This is a genomic window from Enterobacter cloacae complex sp. 370H10 (genome assembly GCF_050031535.1).
GTDB classification, from domain to species: Bacteria; Pseudomonadota; Gammaproteobacteria; order Enterobacterales; family Enterobacteriaceae; genus Enterobacter; species Enterobacter intestinihominis.
The window spans coordinates 4,340,791-4,357,681 of the sequence record NZ_JBLGWG010000001.1 but is presented as its reverse complement, the minus strand read 5'-3'; the positions used below and the strand labels follow the sequence as shown (position 1 = coordinate 4,357,681).

General features: G+C 51.5%; 13 protein-coding genes and 1 pseudogene. 11 read left to right on the top strand and 3 right to left on the bottom strand.

What is annotated here, in order from left to right; translation table 11 throughout:
- Nucleotides 1–4: 4 nt before the first annotated feature.
- The 4 genes from silA (at nt 5) to ACQG2Q_RS21510 (ending at nt 6,490) form a co-directional block, all read left to right on the top strand.
- The gene (gene silA, locus ACQG2Q_RS21525; protein WP_000574021.1) at nt 5–3,151 is read left to right on the top strand and encodes a Cu(+)/Ag(+) efflux RND transporter permease subunit SilA; all 3,147 of its coding nucleotides are present in this window, start codon (nt 5–7) and stop codon (nt 3,149–3,151) included.
- A gap of 86 nt (nt 3,152–3,237) precedes the next feature.
- Entirely contained in the window at nt 3,238–3,678 is a 441-nt protein-coding gene (locus ACQG2Q_RS21520; protein WP_000758228.1) for a DUF411 domain-containing protein, read from the top strand.
- A 126-nt stretch (nt 3,679–3,804) separates the two neighbouring features.
- A complete protein-coding gene (gene silP / locus ACQG2Q_RS21515; RefSeq protein ID WP_023295437.1) occupies nt 3,805–6,252 on the top strand; it encodes an Ag(+)-translocating P-type ATPase SilP in 2,448 nt (815 codons plus the stop codon).
- 40 nt (nt 6,253–6,292) lie between these two features.
- Nucleotides 6,293–6,490 (top strand): DUF2933 domain-containing protein, encoded by a 198-nt coding sequence (locus ACQG2Q_RS21510; protein WP_000843497.1) that lies wholly within the window; start codon nt 6,293–6,295, stop codon nt 6,488–6,490.
- Nucleotides 6,491–6,523: 33 nt separating this feature from the next.
- On the opposite strand, the gene ACQG2Q_RS21505 is transcribed toward ACQG2Q_RS21510, so the two are convergent.
- Both ACQG2Q_RS21505 and ACQG2Q_RS21500 read right to left on the bottom strand, forming a co-directional pair.
- Nucleotides 6,524–7,261, bottom strand: coding sequence for a peptidoglycan DD-metalloendopeptidase family protein (locus ACQG2Q_RS21505; protein WP_000287501.1), 738 nt, complete (start codon nt 7,259–7,261; stop codon nt 6,524–6,526).
- Between the two features lie 288 nt (nt 7,262–7,549).
- Nucleotides 7,550–7,999, bottom strand: a complete 450-nt coding sequence (locus ACQG2Q_RS21500; RefSeq protein WP_016151365.1) for a hypothetical protein — start codon at nt 7,997–7,999, stop codon at nt 7,550–7,552.
- A 233-nt stretch (nt 8,000–8,232) separates the two neighbouring features.
- Here ACQG2Q_RS21500 and pcoA point away from each other — a divergent pair, with 233 nt between their 5' ends.
- From pcoA to ACQG2Q_RS21465, 7 genes are all read left to right on the top strand, one after another.
- Nucleotides 8,233–10,050: a multicopper oxidase PcoA gene (pcoA, locus tag ACQG2Q_RS21495; RefSeq protein ID WP_000925242.1), complete on the top strand. Its 1,818-nt coding sequence runs from the start codon at nt 8,233–8,235 to the stop codon at nt 10,048–10,050.
- Nucleotides 10,051–10,055: 5 nt separating this feature from the next.
- The gene (gene pcoB, locus ACQG2Q_RS21490; protein WP_001378118.1) at nt 10,056–10,946 is read left to right on the top strand and encodes a copper resistance outer membrane transporter PcoB; all 891 of its coding nucleotides are present in this window, start codon (nt 10,056–10,058) and stop codon (nt 10,944–10,946) included.
- Nucleotides 10,947–10,985: 39 nt separating this feature from the next.
- Nucleotides 10,986–11,366: a copper resistance system metallochaperone PcoC gene (gene pcoC, locus ACQG2Q_RS21485; RefSeq protein ID WP_000025662.1), complete on the top strand. Its 381-nt coding sequence runs from the start codon at nt 10,986–10,988 to the stop codon at nt 11,364–11,366.
- A gap of 55 nt (nt 11,367–11,421) precedes the next feature.
- A complete protein-coding gene (pcoD, locus tag ACQG2Q_RS21480; RefSeq protein ID WP_080821469.1) occupies nt 11,422–12,300 on the top strand; it encodes a copper resistance inner membrane protein PcoD in 879 nt (292 codons plus the stop codon).
- A gap of 54 nt (nt 12,301–12,354) precedes the next feature.
- A complete protein-coding gene (gene pcoR / locus ACQG2Q_RS21475) occupies nt 12,355–13,035 on the top strand; it encodes a copper response regulator transcription factor PcoR (protein ID WP_001188930.1) in 681 nt (226 codons plus the stop codon).
- Nucleotides 13,032–14,432, top strand: a complete 1,401-nt coding sequence (pcoS, locus tag ACQG2Q_RS21470) for a copper resistance membrane spanning protein PcoS (RefSeq protein ID WP_021242123.1) — start codon at nt 13,032–13,034, stop codon at nt 14,430–14,432. The genes pcoR and pcoS overlap by 4 nt, the downstream gene beginning before the upstream one ends.
- 215 nt (nt 14,433–14,647) lie before the next feature.
- Nucleotides 14,648–15,082, top strand: coding sequence for a hypothetical protein (locus tag ACQG2Q_RS21465; protein WP_016151366.1), 435 nt, complete (start codon nt 14,648–14,650; stop codon nt 15,080–15,082).
- A gap of 199 nt (nt 15,083–15,281) precedes the next feature.
- Here the strand turns inward: ACQG2Q_RS21465 and tnpC are convergent.
- Nucleotides 15,282–16,874: pseudogene (gene tnpC, locus ACQG2Q_RS21460) on the bottom strand (IS66 family transposase).
- Nucleotides 16,875–16,891 lie beyond the last annotated feature (17 nt).

The following is a 16,891-nucleotide window of genomic DNA, read 5'->3' as shown; positions in this document are numbered from 1 at the left end:
GACGATGATTGAATGGATTATCCGGCGCTCTGTCGCCAACCGTTTCCTGGTCATGATGGGGGCCCTGTTTCTCAGCATCTGGGGTACATGGACGATTATTAACACGCCGGTCGATGCCTTGCCTGACCTGTCAGATGTGCAGGTCATTATCAAAACCAGCTATCCCGGCCAGGCCCCGCAGATTGTAGAAAACCAGGTCACCTATCCACTTACCACCACCATGCTGTCCGTACCTGGCGCAAAAACCGTGCGTGGTTTTTCACAGTTCGGGGATTCGTATGTGTATGTCATTTTTGAAGACGGCACCGATCTGTACTGGGCCCGTTCCCGCGTGCTGGAATATCTGAATCAGGTTCAGGGAAAACTGCCTGCCGGTGTGAGTTCTGAAATCGGTCCTGATGCCACGGGTGTGGGCTGGATTTTTGAATATGCCCTTGTCGATCGCAACGGAAAACACGACCTTTCAGAACTGCGCTCTCTGCAGGACTGGTTCCTGAAATTTGAGCTGAAAACCATCCCGAACGTGGCTGAGGTCGCTTCGGTTGGCGGCGTGGTGAAACAGTACCAGATTCAGGTCAATCCGGTAAAACTGTCCCAGTACGGTATCAGCCTGCCCGAAGTGAAACAGGCACTTGAATCGTCTAACCAGGAGGCCGGTGGCTCATCCGTTGAAATGGCCGAAGCGGAGTATATGGTCCGTGCCAGCGGTTATCTTCAGAGCATTGATGATTTTAATAACATCGTCCTGAAAACAGGTGAGAACGGCGTGCCGGTTTATCTGCGGGATGTTGCCCGCGTGCAGACCGGGCCCGAAATGAGGCGTGGTATTGCCGAGCTGAACGGCCAGGGAGAAGTCGCTGGCGGCGTGGTGATCCTGCGGTCGGGTAAAAATGCGCGCGACGTTATCACGGCAGTGAGGGATAAACTGGAGACGCTGAAGGCCAGCCTGCCGGAAGGCGTTGAAATCGTGACCACCTACGATCGCAGCCAGTTAATCGACCGGGCGATTGATAACCTCAGTTCCAAACTTCTGGAAGAGTTTATCGTGGTGGCCATCGTCTGTGCTCTGTTCCTGTGGCACGTACGTTCTGCCCTGGTGGCGATTATCTCTCTGCCGCTTGGCCTGTGTATCGCCTTTATCGTCATGCACTTCCAGGGACTGAACGCCAATATCATGTCGCTGGGAGGGATAGCGATTGCCGTCGGTGCGATGGTGGATGCCGCCATTGTGATGATTGAAAATGCGCACAAACGGCTTGAGGAGTGGGATCATCAGCATCCGGGTGAGCAGATTGACAACGCCACCCGCTGGAAGGTGATTACCGACGCCTCCGTGGAAGTGGGACCCGCGTTGTTCATTAGCCTGCTGATCATCACCCTGTCCTTTATTCCTATCTTTACCCTGGAAGGGCAGGAAGGTCGTCTGTTTGGCCCGCTGGCATTCACGAAAACGTACTCCATGGCGGGAGCGGCCGCACTGGCCATCATCGTCATTCCTATTCTGATGGGATTCTGGATCCGGGGGAAAATTCCTGCCGAGACCAGTAACCCCCTGAACCGGGTGCTGATCAAAGCGTATCATCCTTTGCTGCTGCGGGTCCTCCACTGGCCAAAAACAACCCTGCTGGTTGCGGCCTTGTCCATTTTCACGGTTATCTGGCCACTGAGTCAGGTGGGCGGTGAATTTCTGCCGAAGATTAACGAGGGCGATCTGCTGTATATGCCGTCGACCTTGCCTGGCGTCTCTCCGGCAGAAGCTGCAGCGCTCCTGCAGACAACAGACAAGTTAATCAAAAGCGTTCCTGAAGTGGCTTCTGTATTTGGCAAGACCGGTAAAGCAGAGACCGCAACGGATTCCGCGCCGCTCGAAATGGTGGAAACCACGATCCAGCTCAAACCTGAGGATCAGTGGCGTCCCGGCATGACAATTGACAAGATTATTGATGAACTCGACAGGACAGTCCGTTTACCGGGTCTGGCAAACCTCTGGGTGCCGCCTATCCGTAACCGTATTGATATGCTCTCAACCGGGATCAAAAGCCCGATAGGTATCAAAGTGTCCGGGACTGTTCTGTCCGATATCGACGCGACGGCGCAGAGTATCGAGGCGGTAGCCAAAACCGTGCCTGGCGTGGTGTCTGTCCTGGCTGAGCGACTTGAGGGCGGGCGCTACATCGATATCGATATCAACCGGGAGAAAGCCTCCCGCTACGGGATGACGGTAGGTGATGTCCAGCTGTTCGTCTCTTCAGCAATCGGAGGTGCTATGGTGGGTGAGACGGTTGAAGGGGTGGCCCGGTACCCTATTAACATTCGCTACCCGCAGGATTACCGGAACAGTCCGCAGGCGCTGAAACAGATGCCGATCCTGACCCCGATGAAGCAGCAGATCACGCTGGGCGATGTCGCGGATATTAACGTCGTTTCTGGACCAACCATGCTGAAAACCGAAAATGCCCGGCCAGCCAGCTGGATTTATGTTGATGCCCGCGGCAGGGACATGGTGTCGGTGGTTAACGACATTAAGACGGCCATCAGCGAGAAAGTGAAACTGAGACCGGGAACCAGTGTGGCATTCTCCGGACAGTTTGAACTGCTTGAGCATGCCAACAAGAAACTGAAGCTGATGGTGCCGATGACGGTGATGATCATTTTCATCCTGTTGTATCTGGCATTCCGCCGGGTTGACGAAGCCCTGCTGATCCTGATGAGCCTGCCGTTCGCCCTGGTTGGCGGAATATGGTTCCTGTACTGGCAGGGCTTCCATATGTCAGTGGCGACCGGAACCGGGTTTATCGCCCTGGCCGGGGTGGCAGCAGAGTTTGGCGTGGTCATGCTGATGTATCTGCGTCATGCCATTGAAGCGCACCCGGAATTGTCCCGTAAAGAGACGTTCACACCGGAAGGTCTTGATGAAGCCCTCTATCATGGTGCCGTACTGCGTGTCCGGCCGAAAGCCATGACCGTGGCGGTGATCATTGCGGGTCTGCTGCCAATACTCTGGGGAACCGGCGCAGGTTCAGAAGTCATGAGCCGTATTGCGGCACCCATGATTGGTGGGATGATCACGGCTCCGCTGCTGTCCCTGTTCATTATTCCTGCCGCCTACAAATTAATCTGGCTGCGCAGACATAAAAAAAGCGTGTCCTGAACCTGAAAGGGCACCCCCTGTGGGTGTCCTTCTTTACTGATTCACCCTGACGTCAGGGTTTATATCGATAATATACAGAGGTGAGTATGAAAAAAGTGGTTCTAATGGCGCTGGCTCTCGGCCTTTCACTACCCGCGATGGCGAGTGAAAAAGTGATTGATATGTACAAATCTGAAAACTGTGGCTGTTGTTCCCTGTGGGGCAAAGCGATGGAAAAAGACGGGTTTGAAGTACGAACTCACGTCATGAATGATCAGGCGCTGTCAGCCCTGAAAGAAAAGCATGCTATTCCTGCAGGACTACGAAGTTGTCATACCGCGGTTGCCGGTAATTTGATCATTGAAGGCCATGTGCCTGCGACAACGATACATAAGGCAATGCAGTCTGGTTCGGGTATATACGGTCTCGCCACCCCCGGTATGCCAGCAGGAAGTCCTGGAATGGAGATGGGAGCCCGAAAAGAGGCTTACGATGTTATCGCATTCTCACCGGATGGAAGTAAAAAAGTCTTCCAGCGAATCGAATAGTCAGCGGAACGGCTGATAACGGGACGCCGGTAGCAGGCACTCCTGTGCCGGCGATATTCGTGGTAATCGCATCCATGACATACCCTGAAGACAGAAGATGCTTCGGTATGCATAAGGAGAGTTACTGTGAAAAATGACAATGCAGTGCAACACAACAACCAGACTGCTTCTGAGCAGACATTATCCCCGGACGAGGGCCACGTATTGCATAAGGTGAGAGATCCCGTGTGCGGGATGGCCATCCTGCCCGACAGGGCGCACAGCAGCATTCGATACCAGGACCACCAACTTTATTTCTGCTCCGCCAGCTGTGAGAGTAAATTTAAAGCCCATCCCGATCGTTATCTTACCGAAGATGCCAGTGAACATTCCCATCACCATCACCACGATCATCACGAAGTCAGCCCTGATCAGATAAAACAGCCTCACAACCAGGCGGAAAAAGAGAATTCTGAAGGTGTGTGGACATGTCCGATGCACCCGGAGATACGCCGCAGTGGTCCCGGAAGCTGTCCTGTCTGTGGAATGGCACTGGAGCCGCTCGTAGCTACGGCATCCACGGGGCCGAGTGATGAACTTCACGACATGACAAGACGCTTCTGGCTGGGGTTGTTGCTGGCGTTTCCGGTTCTGGTACTCGAAATGGGATCTCATCTGTTTCCCGACTTGAGGAATACAGTACCGCCACAGTACAACACATGGCTGCAGTTGCTTCTGGCCTCCCCTGTCGTGTTGTGGTGTGGCTGGCCATTCTTCGCCCGGGCCGGAATGTCGTTACGTAACCGCTCCCTGAATATGTTTACCCTTGTTGCAATGGGGACCGGCGTAGCCTGGGTTTACAGCGTCATTGCAACCGTCTTCCCCTCCTGGTTTCCTGCATCGTTCAGAAACATGGATGGCCTGGTGGCCGTTTATTTTGAAGCCGCAGCAGTTATTACGGTGCTTGTTCTGCTGGGACAGGTTCTTGAGCTGCGGGCACGGGAACAAACCTCAGGCGCCATTACTGCGCTTCTGAACCTTGCCCCCAAAACCGCCAGACGGCTGGATCATGACGGTCATGAAACGGATATTAATGCGGAAGATGTCCTGCCTGGCGATAAGCTCCGCATCAGACCTGGAGAGAGTATTCCGGTCGACGGTATCGTGGTCGAAGGCAAAACAACCGTTGATGAATCGATGGTGACCGGGGAATCTATGCCTGTTACCAAAACGGAGGGTGACCCTGTCATCGGGGGGACCATTAATCAGACAGGTAGTCTTATCATCCGTGCAGAGAAAGTCGGTGATGAAACGATGCTCTCACGAATTGTTCAGATGGTCGCTGATGCACAGCGTTCGCGGGCCCCCATCCAGAGAATGGCTGACAGCGTTTCAGGCTGGTTTGTTCCTCTGGTGATACTTATCGCGGTTGTTGCTTTCATGATCTGGTCTGTCTGGGGGCCCGAGCCCAGGATGGCGCACGGTCTCATTGCGGCTGTGTCGGTCCTGATTATTGCCTGTCCCTGCGCGCTGGGGCTGGCCACGCCGATGTCGATAATGGTGGGGGTGGGCAAAGGAGCCCAGGCCGGGGTGTTAATCAAGAATGCCGAAGCCCTTGAGCGTCTTGAAAAAGTGGACACGCTGGTTGTCGACAAAACAGGCACGCTCACGGAAGGTTCGCCGACGGTGACAGGGATTATCAGTCTCAATCCGGGTGGGGAAACATCTCTTTTGCGTGTAACGGCCGCAGTGGAAAAAGGCTCGCAGCATCCGCTGGGTATGGCAGTAGTTAAAGCAGCACAGGAAAAGGGGATCGCAATACCCGCAGTCACTCATTTCAATGCGCCGTCGGGTAAAGGTGTCTCAGGCGATGTCGAAGGTCAACGGGTTGTTATTGGTAATGAACTGGCTATGCAGGAAAACAGTATCGTTATTGATAATCAAAAGGCCGTTGCGGATACGTTGCGGATGGAAGGTGCTACCGTTATCTATGTGGCCACAGACGGGCACCTTGCAGGCCTGATAGCTATCTCGGATCCCGTGAAAGCAACCACGCCGGATGCGCTTAAAGCTTTGCGTCAGGCGGGGATCCGCATCGTTATGCTCACCGGGGATAACCAGCTTACCGCTGAAGCAGTCGCACGGAAACTGGGAATAGATGAGGTTGAAGCCGGGATTCTGCCGGATGGCAAAAAAGCAGCGATAACCCGACTGAAAGCGTCTGGCCATGTGGTTGCGATGGCCGGAGACGGTGTGAATGATGCCCCGGCGCTGGCAGCGGCTGACGTGGGAATAGCCATGGGAACGGGTACAGATGTGGCAATTGAAAGTGCCGGAGTCACCCTTCTCAAAGGCGACTTGATGATACTGAACAGGGCCCGTCATCTGTCAGAAATCACCATGAAAAATATCCGACAGAATCTGTTTTTTGCATTTATCTACAACGCACTTGGCGTGCCTGTGGCTGCAGGCCTGCTTTATCCTGTGTATGGAATACTGCTGTCGCCAGTTATTGCGGCGGCGGCCATGGCTCTTTCCTCCGTCAGCGTCATTGTGAATGCGTTGCGTCTGAAAAGTGTCAGGCTCGGGAAATAACACTGAGTGAAGGGGCTGTTACGAACAGAAGGAGTCCAGTATGAAAAGTACCACCTATGCGCTTATTGCTGTCGCCGCGATCGCGGCATTTGCCCTCCTGCGCGAACACTGGTCACATGTGGCAGGTTACTGGCCATATCTGTTATTGCTGGTCTGCCCGCTAATGCATCTTTTCCACGGCCACGGAGGGCATGGAGATCATCAACATCAAGGAAGTGAAAACGATAAAAAAAATTAATCCGGCAGACGGGGCCGCGTCGCGGCCCCGTTATCAGTCCAGGTATCGTTCGTAGTCTCTGGCATGCGCAAAGGCATGCTGTTCAAGTTTGTTATCAGCGGGTGCCGCTGCCCGGAACGCCAGTGAGTTAACAGGATTGTTATTGATGACCAGCTCGTAATGCAGATGAGGACCGGATGAACGTCCGCTGTTACCGGATAACGCAATAGCGCCTCCCCGGGTAACCCTGGCCCCTTTAGTAACGAGTATTTTATTGAGGTGGAGATAGCGAGTTTTAACACCGGCTTTTCCTGTTACTTCAACAAAATATCCCATGGTGCTGTTGTATTCGGCCCGGGTGATTTTTCCGTCGATGACGCTGACTATTTTCGTGTTCATGGGCATGGAATAATCAATGCCATTATGGGGACTCACTTTTCCCGATACCGGGTTAAGTCTTGCAGGATTGAAAGGCGAACTGAGTCTTGCTGTGGCCGGTAACGGATAATCGAGACTGCCTTTCCCGGAAGTATCGGAAAGGTTATAGAACTTTTTATCTGATATACGATACGCCGTGTAATTAAATGAACCGGACGTAAATTTATAGGCCACGACACGTGATTTTCCCGCTTTCTTTTGCAGTACGAGTTTTAATGATTCATTTTTTTTCAAATGCCGCAGATTAAACCGGGAAGGCAAGGAGCGCTGAAGAGTAGCGATCTCGTTCGATTCCAGCCCCGAGCGGGTGGCTGAAAGGTAGGCATTTTCTTTTACGACATCGGTAGAATACATTTACTGGAATTCGCCGTTAGCATGAACACTGCGGCGTATGCTAGGGGTTTTCAGGAGGCGTGTCATCTGTCAGTTAATCGGGAGCACCGTTGATGGTCGTCATTTTTGTAACATATCTTGTTTCCCGTTTGCTCCTGAAGCTCTGGGAACTGTATGACCAGCCCGACGGTGATGATTAACGGGACTGAAACAGGTTACGGCAGAGCAATATGGGGCTCATGTCCTGCTACGTAACCCGTCAGTAAAGCCCTGCTGCGCACCTGACGCTAAGCACTAACCCGCCTGCAGTTACCTGGTCGAATACAGCCCGCGAAGCTTTCTTGCCTGCGTCTGATGTGCTTCCGCACCGGCATTATTGACCTGCTCATGCACGAGAGCGGCTTTTTCTCCGGCATTCAGTTCGTTAAAAGAAGAAGACGAGGTCTTTGAATTTGCATCACTGCCGGACAGCATTTTTTTATGTTCCTCAATCATTTTCTGATGCACATAGGACGCGCTGTTGTTCATAAATGAATGAGCAACAATGGCCCTTTCATGTTCATTCATTTCAGAGAATGAGGGCGTGTTGTTTTTATTAACCCTGTCCGGTAAGTTTTCATGCGTCGAGGAGTTCACATGACTGACGGCTGAGGCATTATTAACAAATCGATGTGCTTCATGGGCAATATCACTGGACTGAGCAAAAGCTGCCCCACAAAATAAAGCTGTAAACGCAGTGGTCGTGATTAATATATTCATGTGTAATTACCTTCTGAGGTACATAAAAGATGTCCTTATGATCATATATAAAAAAATCAACCTGTGGGGAAGATGACGTAAATGTAATACAGCCACGTACATTACACGATTGTAATGAATTTGTTTCTTAAGGTGTGCTAGATTCATTTCATTGTAAGTGGATGAACCAGTAATTTAATTTAAATCGGTTCTCGAATTCTGTCAGTAACCATACTTTAAATAAGGGAATGCGCATGCTGTTGAAAACGTCTCGACGAACTTTCCTGAAGGGGTTAACCCTCTCTGGCGTAGCCGGAAGTCTTGGCGTATGGAGTTTCAATGCGCGTTCCAGTCTGAGCCTGCCAGTTGCCGCATCCCTGCAGGGTACTCAGTTTGACCTGACCATTGGTGAAACGGCCGTCAATATCACGGGCAGTGAGCGTCAGGCCAAAACAATCAATGGAGGCCTGCCGGGGCCCGTTCTTCGCTGGAAAGAAGGTGACACCATTACCCTGAAGGTCAAAAACCGTCTTAATGAACAGACGTCCATTCACTGGCACGGCATTATTCTTCCGGCCAATATGGATGGTGTTCCGGGGCTGAGTTTTATGGGCATAGAGCCTGATGATACCTACGTTTACACCTTTAAGGTTAAGCAGAACGGGACTTACTGGTACCACAGCCATTCCGGTCTGCAGGAACAGGAGGGGGTATACGGTGCCATTATCATCGATGCCAGGGAGCCAGAACCGTTTGCTTACGATCGTGAGCATGTGGTCATGTTGTCTGACTGGACCGATGAAAATCCTCACAGCCTGCTGAAAAAATTAAAAAAACAGTCGGATTACTACAATTTCAATAAACCAACCGTTGGCTCTTTTTTCCGCGACGTGAATACCAGGGGGCTGTCAGCCACCATTGCCGATCGGAAAATGTGGGCTGAAATGAAAATGAATCCGACTGACCTCGCGGATGTCAGTGGCTACACCTACACCTATCTCATGAACGGGCAGGCCCCGCTGAAAAACTGGACCGGACTGTTCCGTCCCGGTGAAAAGATACGCTTACGGTTTATCAACGGCTCGGCAATGACCTATTTCGATATCCGTATCCCCGGGCTGAAAATGACGGTCGTGGCTGCAGATGGCCAGTATGTAAACCCGGTTACCGTTGACGAATTCAGGATTGCCGTTGCCGAAACCTATGATGTCATTGTGGAGCCTCAGGGTGAGGCCTATACCATCTTCGCACAATCCATGGACAGGACCGGTTACGCTCGAGGGACACTGGCCACGAGAGAGGGGTTAAGTGCTGCCGTTCCCCCCCTCGATCCCCGTCCTCTGTTGACCATGGAAGATATGGGTATGGGGGGAATGGGACATGATATGGCAGGAATGGACCACAGCCAGATGGGAGGCATGGATAACAGCGGAGAGATGATGTCTATGGACGGTGCTGACCTTCCGGATAGCGGGACATCCTCCGCGCCCATGGATCACAGCAGCATGGCCGGTATGGATCATTCCCGGATGGCCGGAATGCCGGGTATGCAAAGTCATCCTGCGTCAGAAACGGATAACCCACTGGTTGATATGCAGGCGATGAGCGTCTCTCCGAAATTAAATGATCCGGGTATTGGTCTTCGAAATAACGGAAGAAAGGTTCTCACGTACGCGGATTTGAAAAGCCGCTTTGAGGATCCTGACGGACGTGAACCTGGCCGTACCATAGAACTGCATTTAACCGGCCACATGGAAAAGTTTGCCTGGTCATTTAACGGAATCAAGTTTTCAGATGCCGCACCGGTGCTGCTGAAATACGGTGAGCGGCTCAGGATCACGCTGATCAACGATACCATGATGACTCACCCCATTCACCTGCATGGTATGTGGAGCGATCTGGAAGATGAAAACGGTAATTTCATGGTTCGTAAACACACAATAGATGTTCCCCCTGGTACAAAACGCAGTTACAGAGTGACAGCAGATGCGCTTGGCCGCTGGGCGTATCACTGCCATTTGCTCTATCACATGGAAATGGGAATGTTTCGTGAAGTCCGGGTGGAGGAATGATGCGAATGAAGAGAAATTTGAAGGCCATACCTGTTCTGGTCGCCGGTTTGTTTACCTCACAGCTTTCTATTGCGGCGGGCTCCGTCTCTGCAGATCCCCACGCCGGGCACGACATGTCTGCCATGCAGATGCCAGCAGATGAGAATTTCACTGAGATGACGTCAATGGAGCCCATTGTAACTGAGAGCAGAACGCCAATTCCGCCTGTTACCGATGCCGACCGGAAGGCTGCATTCGGCAATTTACAGGGGCATGCGATTCACGACAGTGCGATTAATTATCTGGTTCTGCTGGATCAACTGGAATGGCAACGGTCGGATAACACCAACAATTTCAGCTGGAGTGTTAACAGCTGGATTGGAGGCGACACAGATCGGATTTGGCTAAAGAGTGAAGGTGAACGAAGCAATGGGGAAACGGAGGCGGCTGAAGCGCAGTTACTCTGGGGACATGCGGTTGGCCCATGGTGGGATTTGGTTGCGGGTGTCAGGCAGGATTTCAGACCTGCTTCTGCCCGGACCTGGGCTGCTGTCGGTTTTCAGGGGCTGGCACTCTATAATTTTGAGTCTGAAATTACGGGTTTTGTCAGTAATGGCGGAAAAGCAGCCCTTCGTCTGGGAGGAGAATACGACGTTTTACTGACTAACCGGCTCATACTCCAGCCATCCTATGAGGTGAATTTCTACAGTCAGGATGATGAATCGCGGGGTCGCGGCAGGGGACTGACTGACACAGAGCTGGGGCTCCGGCTGCGCTATGAAATACGCCGTGAGTTTGCACCCTATATAGGCGTTTCCTGGAATCAACTTTACGGGAAAACATCCGATATGGCGAAAAGAGAAGGTGAGAAAGACCATCAGGTAGTATTCCTGGCGGGAGCCAGAATCTGGTTTTAACGCACTGATATAAAACACTCAACTAAACAGGTAAATAAAATGTCGATTTTAAATAAAGCCATTCTTACAGGTGGCCTCGTTATGGGCGTTGCTTTCTCTGCTATGGCCCATCCGGAATTAAAAAGCTCTGTGCCACAGGCTGATTCAGCCGTAGCGGCCCCGGAAAAGATTCAGCTTAATTTCTCGGAAAATCTGACCGTGAAATTCTCAGGTGCAAAATTAACGATGACGGGTATGAAAGGCATGTCATCACATTCTCCGATGCCGGTCGCGGCAAAAGTGGCGCCAGGCGCTGACCCTAAATCGATGGTCATTATTCCGCGAGAGCCTTTACCCGCTGGCACTTATCGTGTTGACTGGCGCGCGGTTTCTTCAGATACGCACCCTATTACCGGTAATTACACCTTTACAGTGAAGTAATATTATGAACGACCTGATTATGATTGTTATTCGTTTTCTTCTTTATCTGGATTTGATGGTAATATTTGGATTGCCATTTTTTCAGATATATGGAATAAGCGGTGTCAGACATGAAACCTATAACCTGACTAATTTCAGGTCGTTTATAACCTTTGCTGTTGTTACAGGCATCATTCTTACTGGCATTAATATGCTCCTGGTATCTAATGCCATGAGTGGAGTAACTGACCTCAGAGAATTATCCATCCATGTTATCGAGATGGTGATAGAAGAAACTGATGTGGGTATTAGCTGGATTGTCAGGCTCTGTGCCCTGTTTACCACACTCGGTGCTTTGTTCCTTTACACTAATAAGAGAGTATTGTCCTGCCTGCTGATGACGATGAGTGGGGGCGTGGCGCTGGCTACACTTGCCTGGGGAGGACACGCCGTTATGCATGACGGTCTGCATTACTATCTCCATTTACTGAGCGATCTGACCCATCTCGGCGCTGCAGGTGCCTGGACAGGTGCTCTGGTTGCATTTGCTATCCTGCTGATGCGCAGAAACGAGCATAATGCACAGAGCGTCATTGTGATATCTGACTCCCTGGCAAAATTTGCCACGGCAGGAACGGTGATTGTTGTAGCCCTGATCCTGAGTGCGCTGGTCAACTATCTGTATATTGCTGAGGGTAACTTAACTCCCTTATTCAACAGTTCCTGGGGGAGGATATTGCTTGCCAAGACGGCTCTGTTTGTTCTGATGCTTCTTCTGGCTGCAGCAAACCGGTTTCACCTGGGTCCCCGGCTTGAAGTTATGGTCAGGGAAGGGAATTATGATCGCAGCGTTGCCCTGATGCGAAACAGCATCCTGACAGAATTCGTTGTTGCGATTATCATTCTGGGCGCCGTAGCGTGGCTTGGAATGCTTGCTCCGTCTCAGATCAGCTAGGGGACAGCCAAAGCTTATGCGTGAGATTTTTACTTTCATATCAGCGAGTTGACCATGCAGCGTATTTTAATCGTTGAAGACGAACAAAAAACAGGTCGTTACCTGCAGCAGGGACTGGTTGAGGAAGGCTATCAGGCCGATCTCTTTAATAATGGCCGCGATGGTCTCGGGGCCGCGTCGAAGGGACAGTATGATTTGATAATACTGGACGTGATGCTGCCTTTCCTCGACGGGTGGCAAATCATCAGCGCACTGAGGGAGTCCGGGCACGAAGAACCGGTCCTGTTTTTAACCGCAAAGGACAACGTGCGGGACAAAGTGAAAGGACTGGAGCTTGGCGCAGATGACTACCTGATTAAGCCCTTTGATTTTACGGAGCTGGTTGCACGTGTAAGAACCCTACTGCGCCGGGCACGCTCGCAGGCCGCAACAGTCTGCACCATCGCCGATATGACCGTTGATATGGTGCGCCGGACCGTGATCCGTTCGGGGAAGAAGATCCATCTCACCGGTAAAGAATACGTTCTGCTTGAGTTGCTGCTGCAACGCACCGGAGAAGTGTTACCCAGGAGTCTTATCTCGTCCCTGGTCTGGAACATGAATTTTGACAGTGATACGAATGTGATTGATGTCGCCGTGAGACGTCTGAGAAGTAAAATTGATGATGACTTTGAGCCAAAACTGATCCATACCGTTCGCGGTGCCGGATATGTCCTGGAGATCAGAGAAGAGTGAGGTTCAAAATTTCCCTGACCACACGCCTGAGCCTGATTTTTTCTGCGGTGATGCTTACGGTATGGTGGTTATCAAGTTTTATCCTGATTAGCACCCTGAATGGCTATTTCGATAATCAGGACCGCGATTTTCTGACAGGTAAACTTCAGCTCACCGAAGAGTTTCTTAAAACAGAGACGTTCAGGAACAAAACGGATATTAAGTCATTATCAGAAAAAATAAACGATGCGATGGTGGGGCACAATGGCTTATTCATTTCTATAAAAAACATGGAAAATGAAAAAATTGTTGAACTCTATGCCAAAAATTCTGTTGTTCCAGCGGTCCTGCTTAATAAGTCGGGTGATATTCTCGACTATATGATCCAGACGGAAGAAAATAACACCGTGTACCGCAGTATCTCGCGGCGGGTTGCCGTGACGCCGGAACAGGGTAAAAGCAAACATGTCATCATTACGGTTGCCACGGATACTGGGTATCACACCCTGTTTATGGACAAACTCAGTACCTGGCTGTTCTGGTTCAATATCGGTCTGGTCTTTATTTCTGTTTTTCTGGGCTGGCTGACCACACGTATTGGTCTGAAACCGCTACGGGAAATGACCAGTCTGGCTTCCTCCATGACCGTACACAGCCTGGATCAGCGTCTAAATCCCGATCTGGCTCCGCCGGAAATCTCTGAGACCATGCAGGAGTTCAATAATATGTTTGATCGCCTGGAGGGGGCATTCCGGAAACTGTCAGATTTCTCGTCTGACATCGCGCATGAGCTGCGCACACCAGTCAGTAATCTGATGATGCAGACGCAGTTTGCACTGGCTAAGGAAAGGGATGTTTCGCATTACCGCGAAATTTTATACGCTAACCTGGAAGAACTGAAAAGGTTGTCACGAATGACCAGTGACATGCTTTTTCTGGCACGTTCAGAGCATGGTCTGCTGCGGCTGGATAAACATGATGTGGATCTGGCAGCCGAACTGAATGAATTACGTGAGTTGTTCGAGCCCCTGGCAGACGAAACAGGAAAGACAATCACGGTTGAAGGAGAGGGCGTTGTTGCCGGAGACAGCGATATGCTCCGACGTGCTTTCAGTAACCTGCTTTCCAATGCAATCAAGTATTCTCCCGATAACACCTGTACAGCGATACACCTTGAGCGTGACAGTGACTGTGTGAACGTGATGATTACGAATACGATGTCCGGCCAGGTTCCCGCTAATCTGGAACGTTTGTTTGACCGGTTCTATCGCGCAGACTCATCAAGGTTCTACAACACGGAAGGCGCGGGGCTGGGATTATCAATTACAAGGTCGATCATTCATGCTCACGGCGGCGAGCTGTCAGCAGAACAGCAGGGGCGGGAAATTGTGTTCAGTGTGCGTCTGTTAATGGATTAATACCGTTATTCAGGAGAAACCCGGAAGGTGACAAAAATGTCATCGTTCAGTCACGCGATAAACAGAGGCGGTTTTTTATAATCAGCCATAAATCAGGGCAGCGTGATAATTCAATCGCCCGGTTCCTGGCGTGATGATCAACCAGCCCTGAGATCAAATGCTTTCTCTGTTATAAGCATTGATTGTTCGGGTATGAAAACACCGGAGACCCAACCATGAAAAAGATCCTTGTATCCTTTATTGCCATGATGGCTGTCGCTTCATCTGCCTGGGCTGCAGAGACAATGAACATGCATGACCAGGTAAATAATGCCCAGGCGCCTGCCCATCAGATGCAATCATCCGCTGAAAAAAGTGCAGTTCAGGGGGAGAGCATGAAAATGATGGATATGAGCGGTCACGATCAGGCCGCAATGTCCCATGAAATGATGCAAAACGGCAATTCTGCTGCCCATCAGGACATGGCTGAAATGCATAAAAAAATGATGAAATCCAAACCTGAGAACACCCAAGAAACTGCTAAGCCATTTTCCGAAATGAACGAGCATGAGAAAGCCGCTGTTGTGCATGAGAAGGCGAATAATGGTCTATCTTCCGTTATTCATCAGCAGCAGGCTGAAAAGCATCGCAGCCAGATCACCCAGAATTAACCCGCAGCTCCACTTGTCAGACCCTCATTTGACGCCGAAGTCACTGGCTTACGCTCCCGTCCGGGAGCGTTTTTTTCCCATATATCAAACTTTAACTCTGAAGAGGTGGAAGTATCTGACCAACACTGTCACGTAACGCCAGATAACTACAAAAACACCTCAGGTGAACGTAAGCGTTAAGTGAGCGCCGTATTGACGGCTATTTATTGGTGAGATCTACGTTCCATGGCAGCAGTTCGACCACTTTGTTGATGGGCCACTCCGGCAATACGCTCAGGATATGGCGAAGGTAACCCTCTGGATCGATACCGTTCAGCCTGCACGTTCCGATCAGACCATACAGCAGGGCACCACGTTCACCACCATGATCACTGCCGAAGAAGATGTAGTTTTTCTTGCCCAGACAGACCGCTCGTAGCGCGCGCTCAGCAGCGTTATTATCCGGCTCTGCCAGACCATCATCGCAGTAGTAACACAGGGCATCCCACTGGTTCAGTGCATAAGCGAACGCCTCGCCTAACCGGGATTTTTTCGACAGAGTGGCACTTTTCTCCACCAACCAGTCATGCAGGGATATCAGCAACGGTTAACTTCGGGACCGTCTGGCGGCCAGCCGCTGAGATGCCGGAAGGCCGCGTATTTCCTCTTCTATCGCGTATAACTCACTGATGCGCTTCAGAGCCTCCTCTGCTGTGGCCGTCCGGGTGCTGATATAGACGTCATGGATTTTGCGCCGCGCATGAGCCCAGCATGCCGCTTCTGTCAACGGGCCACCTTCACGCTCTGCGCTGAACAACCTGTCGTACCCTGCGAAGGCATCTGCCTGCAGCACGCCATGATAGTGCCGAAGATGTTGCTGAGGGTGTTTCCCCTGTCGGTCCGGTGAGAAGGCGAACCATGCCGCTGGCGGATCTGATGAACCCGCGCTTCTGTTATCACGGACATATGTCCAGATACGCCCGGTTTTCGTCTTCTTTCTGCCCGGCGCCAGCACGGGCACCGGAGTGTCATCCGTATGCAGTTTGCGGCAGTCCATCACGTAGTGGTAGAGGGCTTCATCCAGCGGGGCCATTAACCGGCAGCACGCATCCACCCAGTTGGAGAGCAGCGCACGACTCAGATCCACACCCTGACGGGCAAAGATTTCGCACTGGCGATACAGCGGCAGGTGTTCACAGTATTTGGCCGTTAACACGCGGGCCAGCAGACCCGGCCCGGCGATGCCCCGGTCGATAGGACGTGAGGGCGCTGGCGCTTCAACGACGCAGTCGCATCGGGTACAGGCCTTTTTCACCCTGACCGTGCGGATCACTTTCAGGGCGCTGGAGACCAGCTCCAGTTGCTCCGCGCTGACTTCGCTGAGATAGGCCATATCACTACCGCAACCAGGACAGCTGGTTTCAGCTGGCTCCAGTCTGTTTATTTCGCGGGGAAGATGTTCCGGTAACGGGCGACGATGACGGGACTGGCGCAACTGACGCGGAACCTGCTGATCATTGTCCCGGCCGTTGTAACGATCGCTTTGCTGCTCCTGCTGTTTCAGCAGGGCTTCGGCTTCTTCGACCTGCCGGCGTAGCTTTTCTGAACGGGTACCGAACAGCATTCGGCGCAGTTTTTCTATCTGAGCCCGCAGATGTTCTATTTCACGCTCTTCGTTCTCTATTTTCTCTTCTGCGCGGGCCAGCGCTGAACGCAGGAACGACTCAGTCTCAGCAACGAGACTGAGCTGGCTGTCTTTCTGGCGAAGCGCGTCTTCCAGCGCAGCGATACGGGCGAGATAGTCCTGACTCATGACCCCATTTATAATGC

What these genes read in the sequence shown, in the direction of transcription:
- ACQG2Q_RS21510 (WP_000843497.1), top strand. Translation starts at nt 6,293, where the DNA reads ATGAAAAGTACCACCTATGCGCTTATTGCTGTCGCCGCGATCGCGGCA.
- pcoD (WP_080821469.1), top strand. Translation starts at nt 11,422, where the DNA reads ATGGTAATATTTGGATTGCCATTTTTTCAGATATATGGAATAAGCGGT.
- ACQG2Q_RS21500 (WP_016151365.1), bottom strand. Translation starts at nt 7,999, where the DNA reads ATGAATATATTAATCACGACCACTGCGTTTACAGCTTTATTTTGTGGG.
- pcoA (WP_000925242.1), top strand. Translation starts at nt 8,233, where the DNA reads ATGCTGTTGAAAACGTCTCGACGAACTTTCCTGAAGGGGTTAACCCTC.
- pcoR (WP_001188930.1), top strand. Translation starts at nt 12,355, where the DNA reads ATGCAGCGTATTTTAATCGTTGAAGACGAACAAAAAACAGGTCGTTAC.
- ACQG2Q_RS21520 (WP_000758228.1), top strand. Translation starts at nt 3,238, where the DNA reads ATGAAAAAAGTGGTTCTAATGGCGCTGGCTCTCGGCCTTTCACTACCC.
- pcoB (WP_001378118.1), top strand. Translation starts at nt 10,056, where the DNA reads ATGAAGAGAAATTTGAAGGCCATACCTGTTCTGGTCGCCGGTTTGTTT.
- ACQG2Q_RS21465 (WP_016151366.1), top strand. Translation starts at nt 14,648, where the DNA reads ATGAAAAAGATCCTTGTATCCTTTATTGCCATGATGGCTGTCGCTTCA.
- pcoC (WP_000025662.1), top strand. Translation starts at nt 10,986, where the DNA reads ATGTCGATTTTAAATAAAGCCATTCTTACAGGTGGCCTCGTTATGGGC.
- silA (WP_000574021.1), top strand. Translation starts at nt 5, where the DNA reads ATGATTGAATGGATTATCCGGCGCTCTGTCGCCAACCGTTTCCTGGTC.
- ACQG2Q_RS21505 (WP_000287501.1), bottom strand. Translation starts at nt 7,261, where the DNA reads ATGTATTCTACCGATGTCGTAAAAGAAAATGCCTACCTTTCAGCCACC.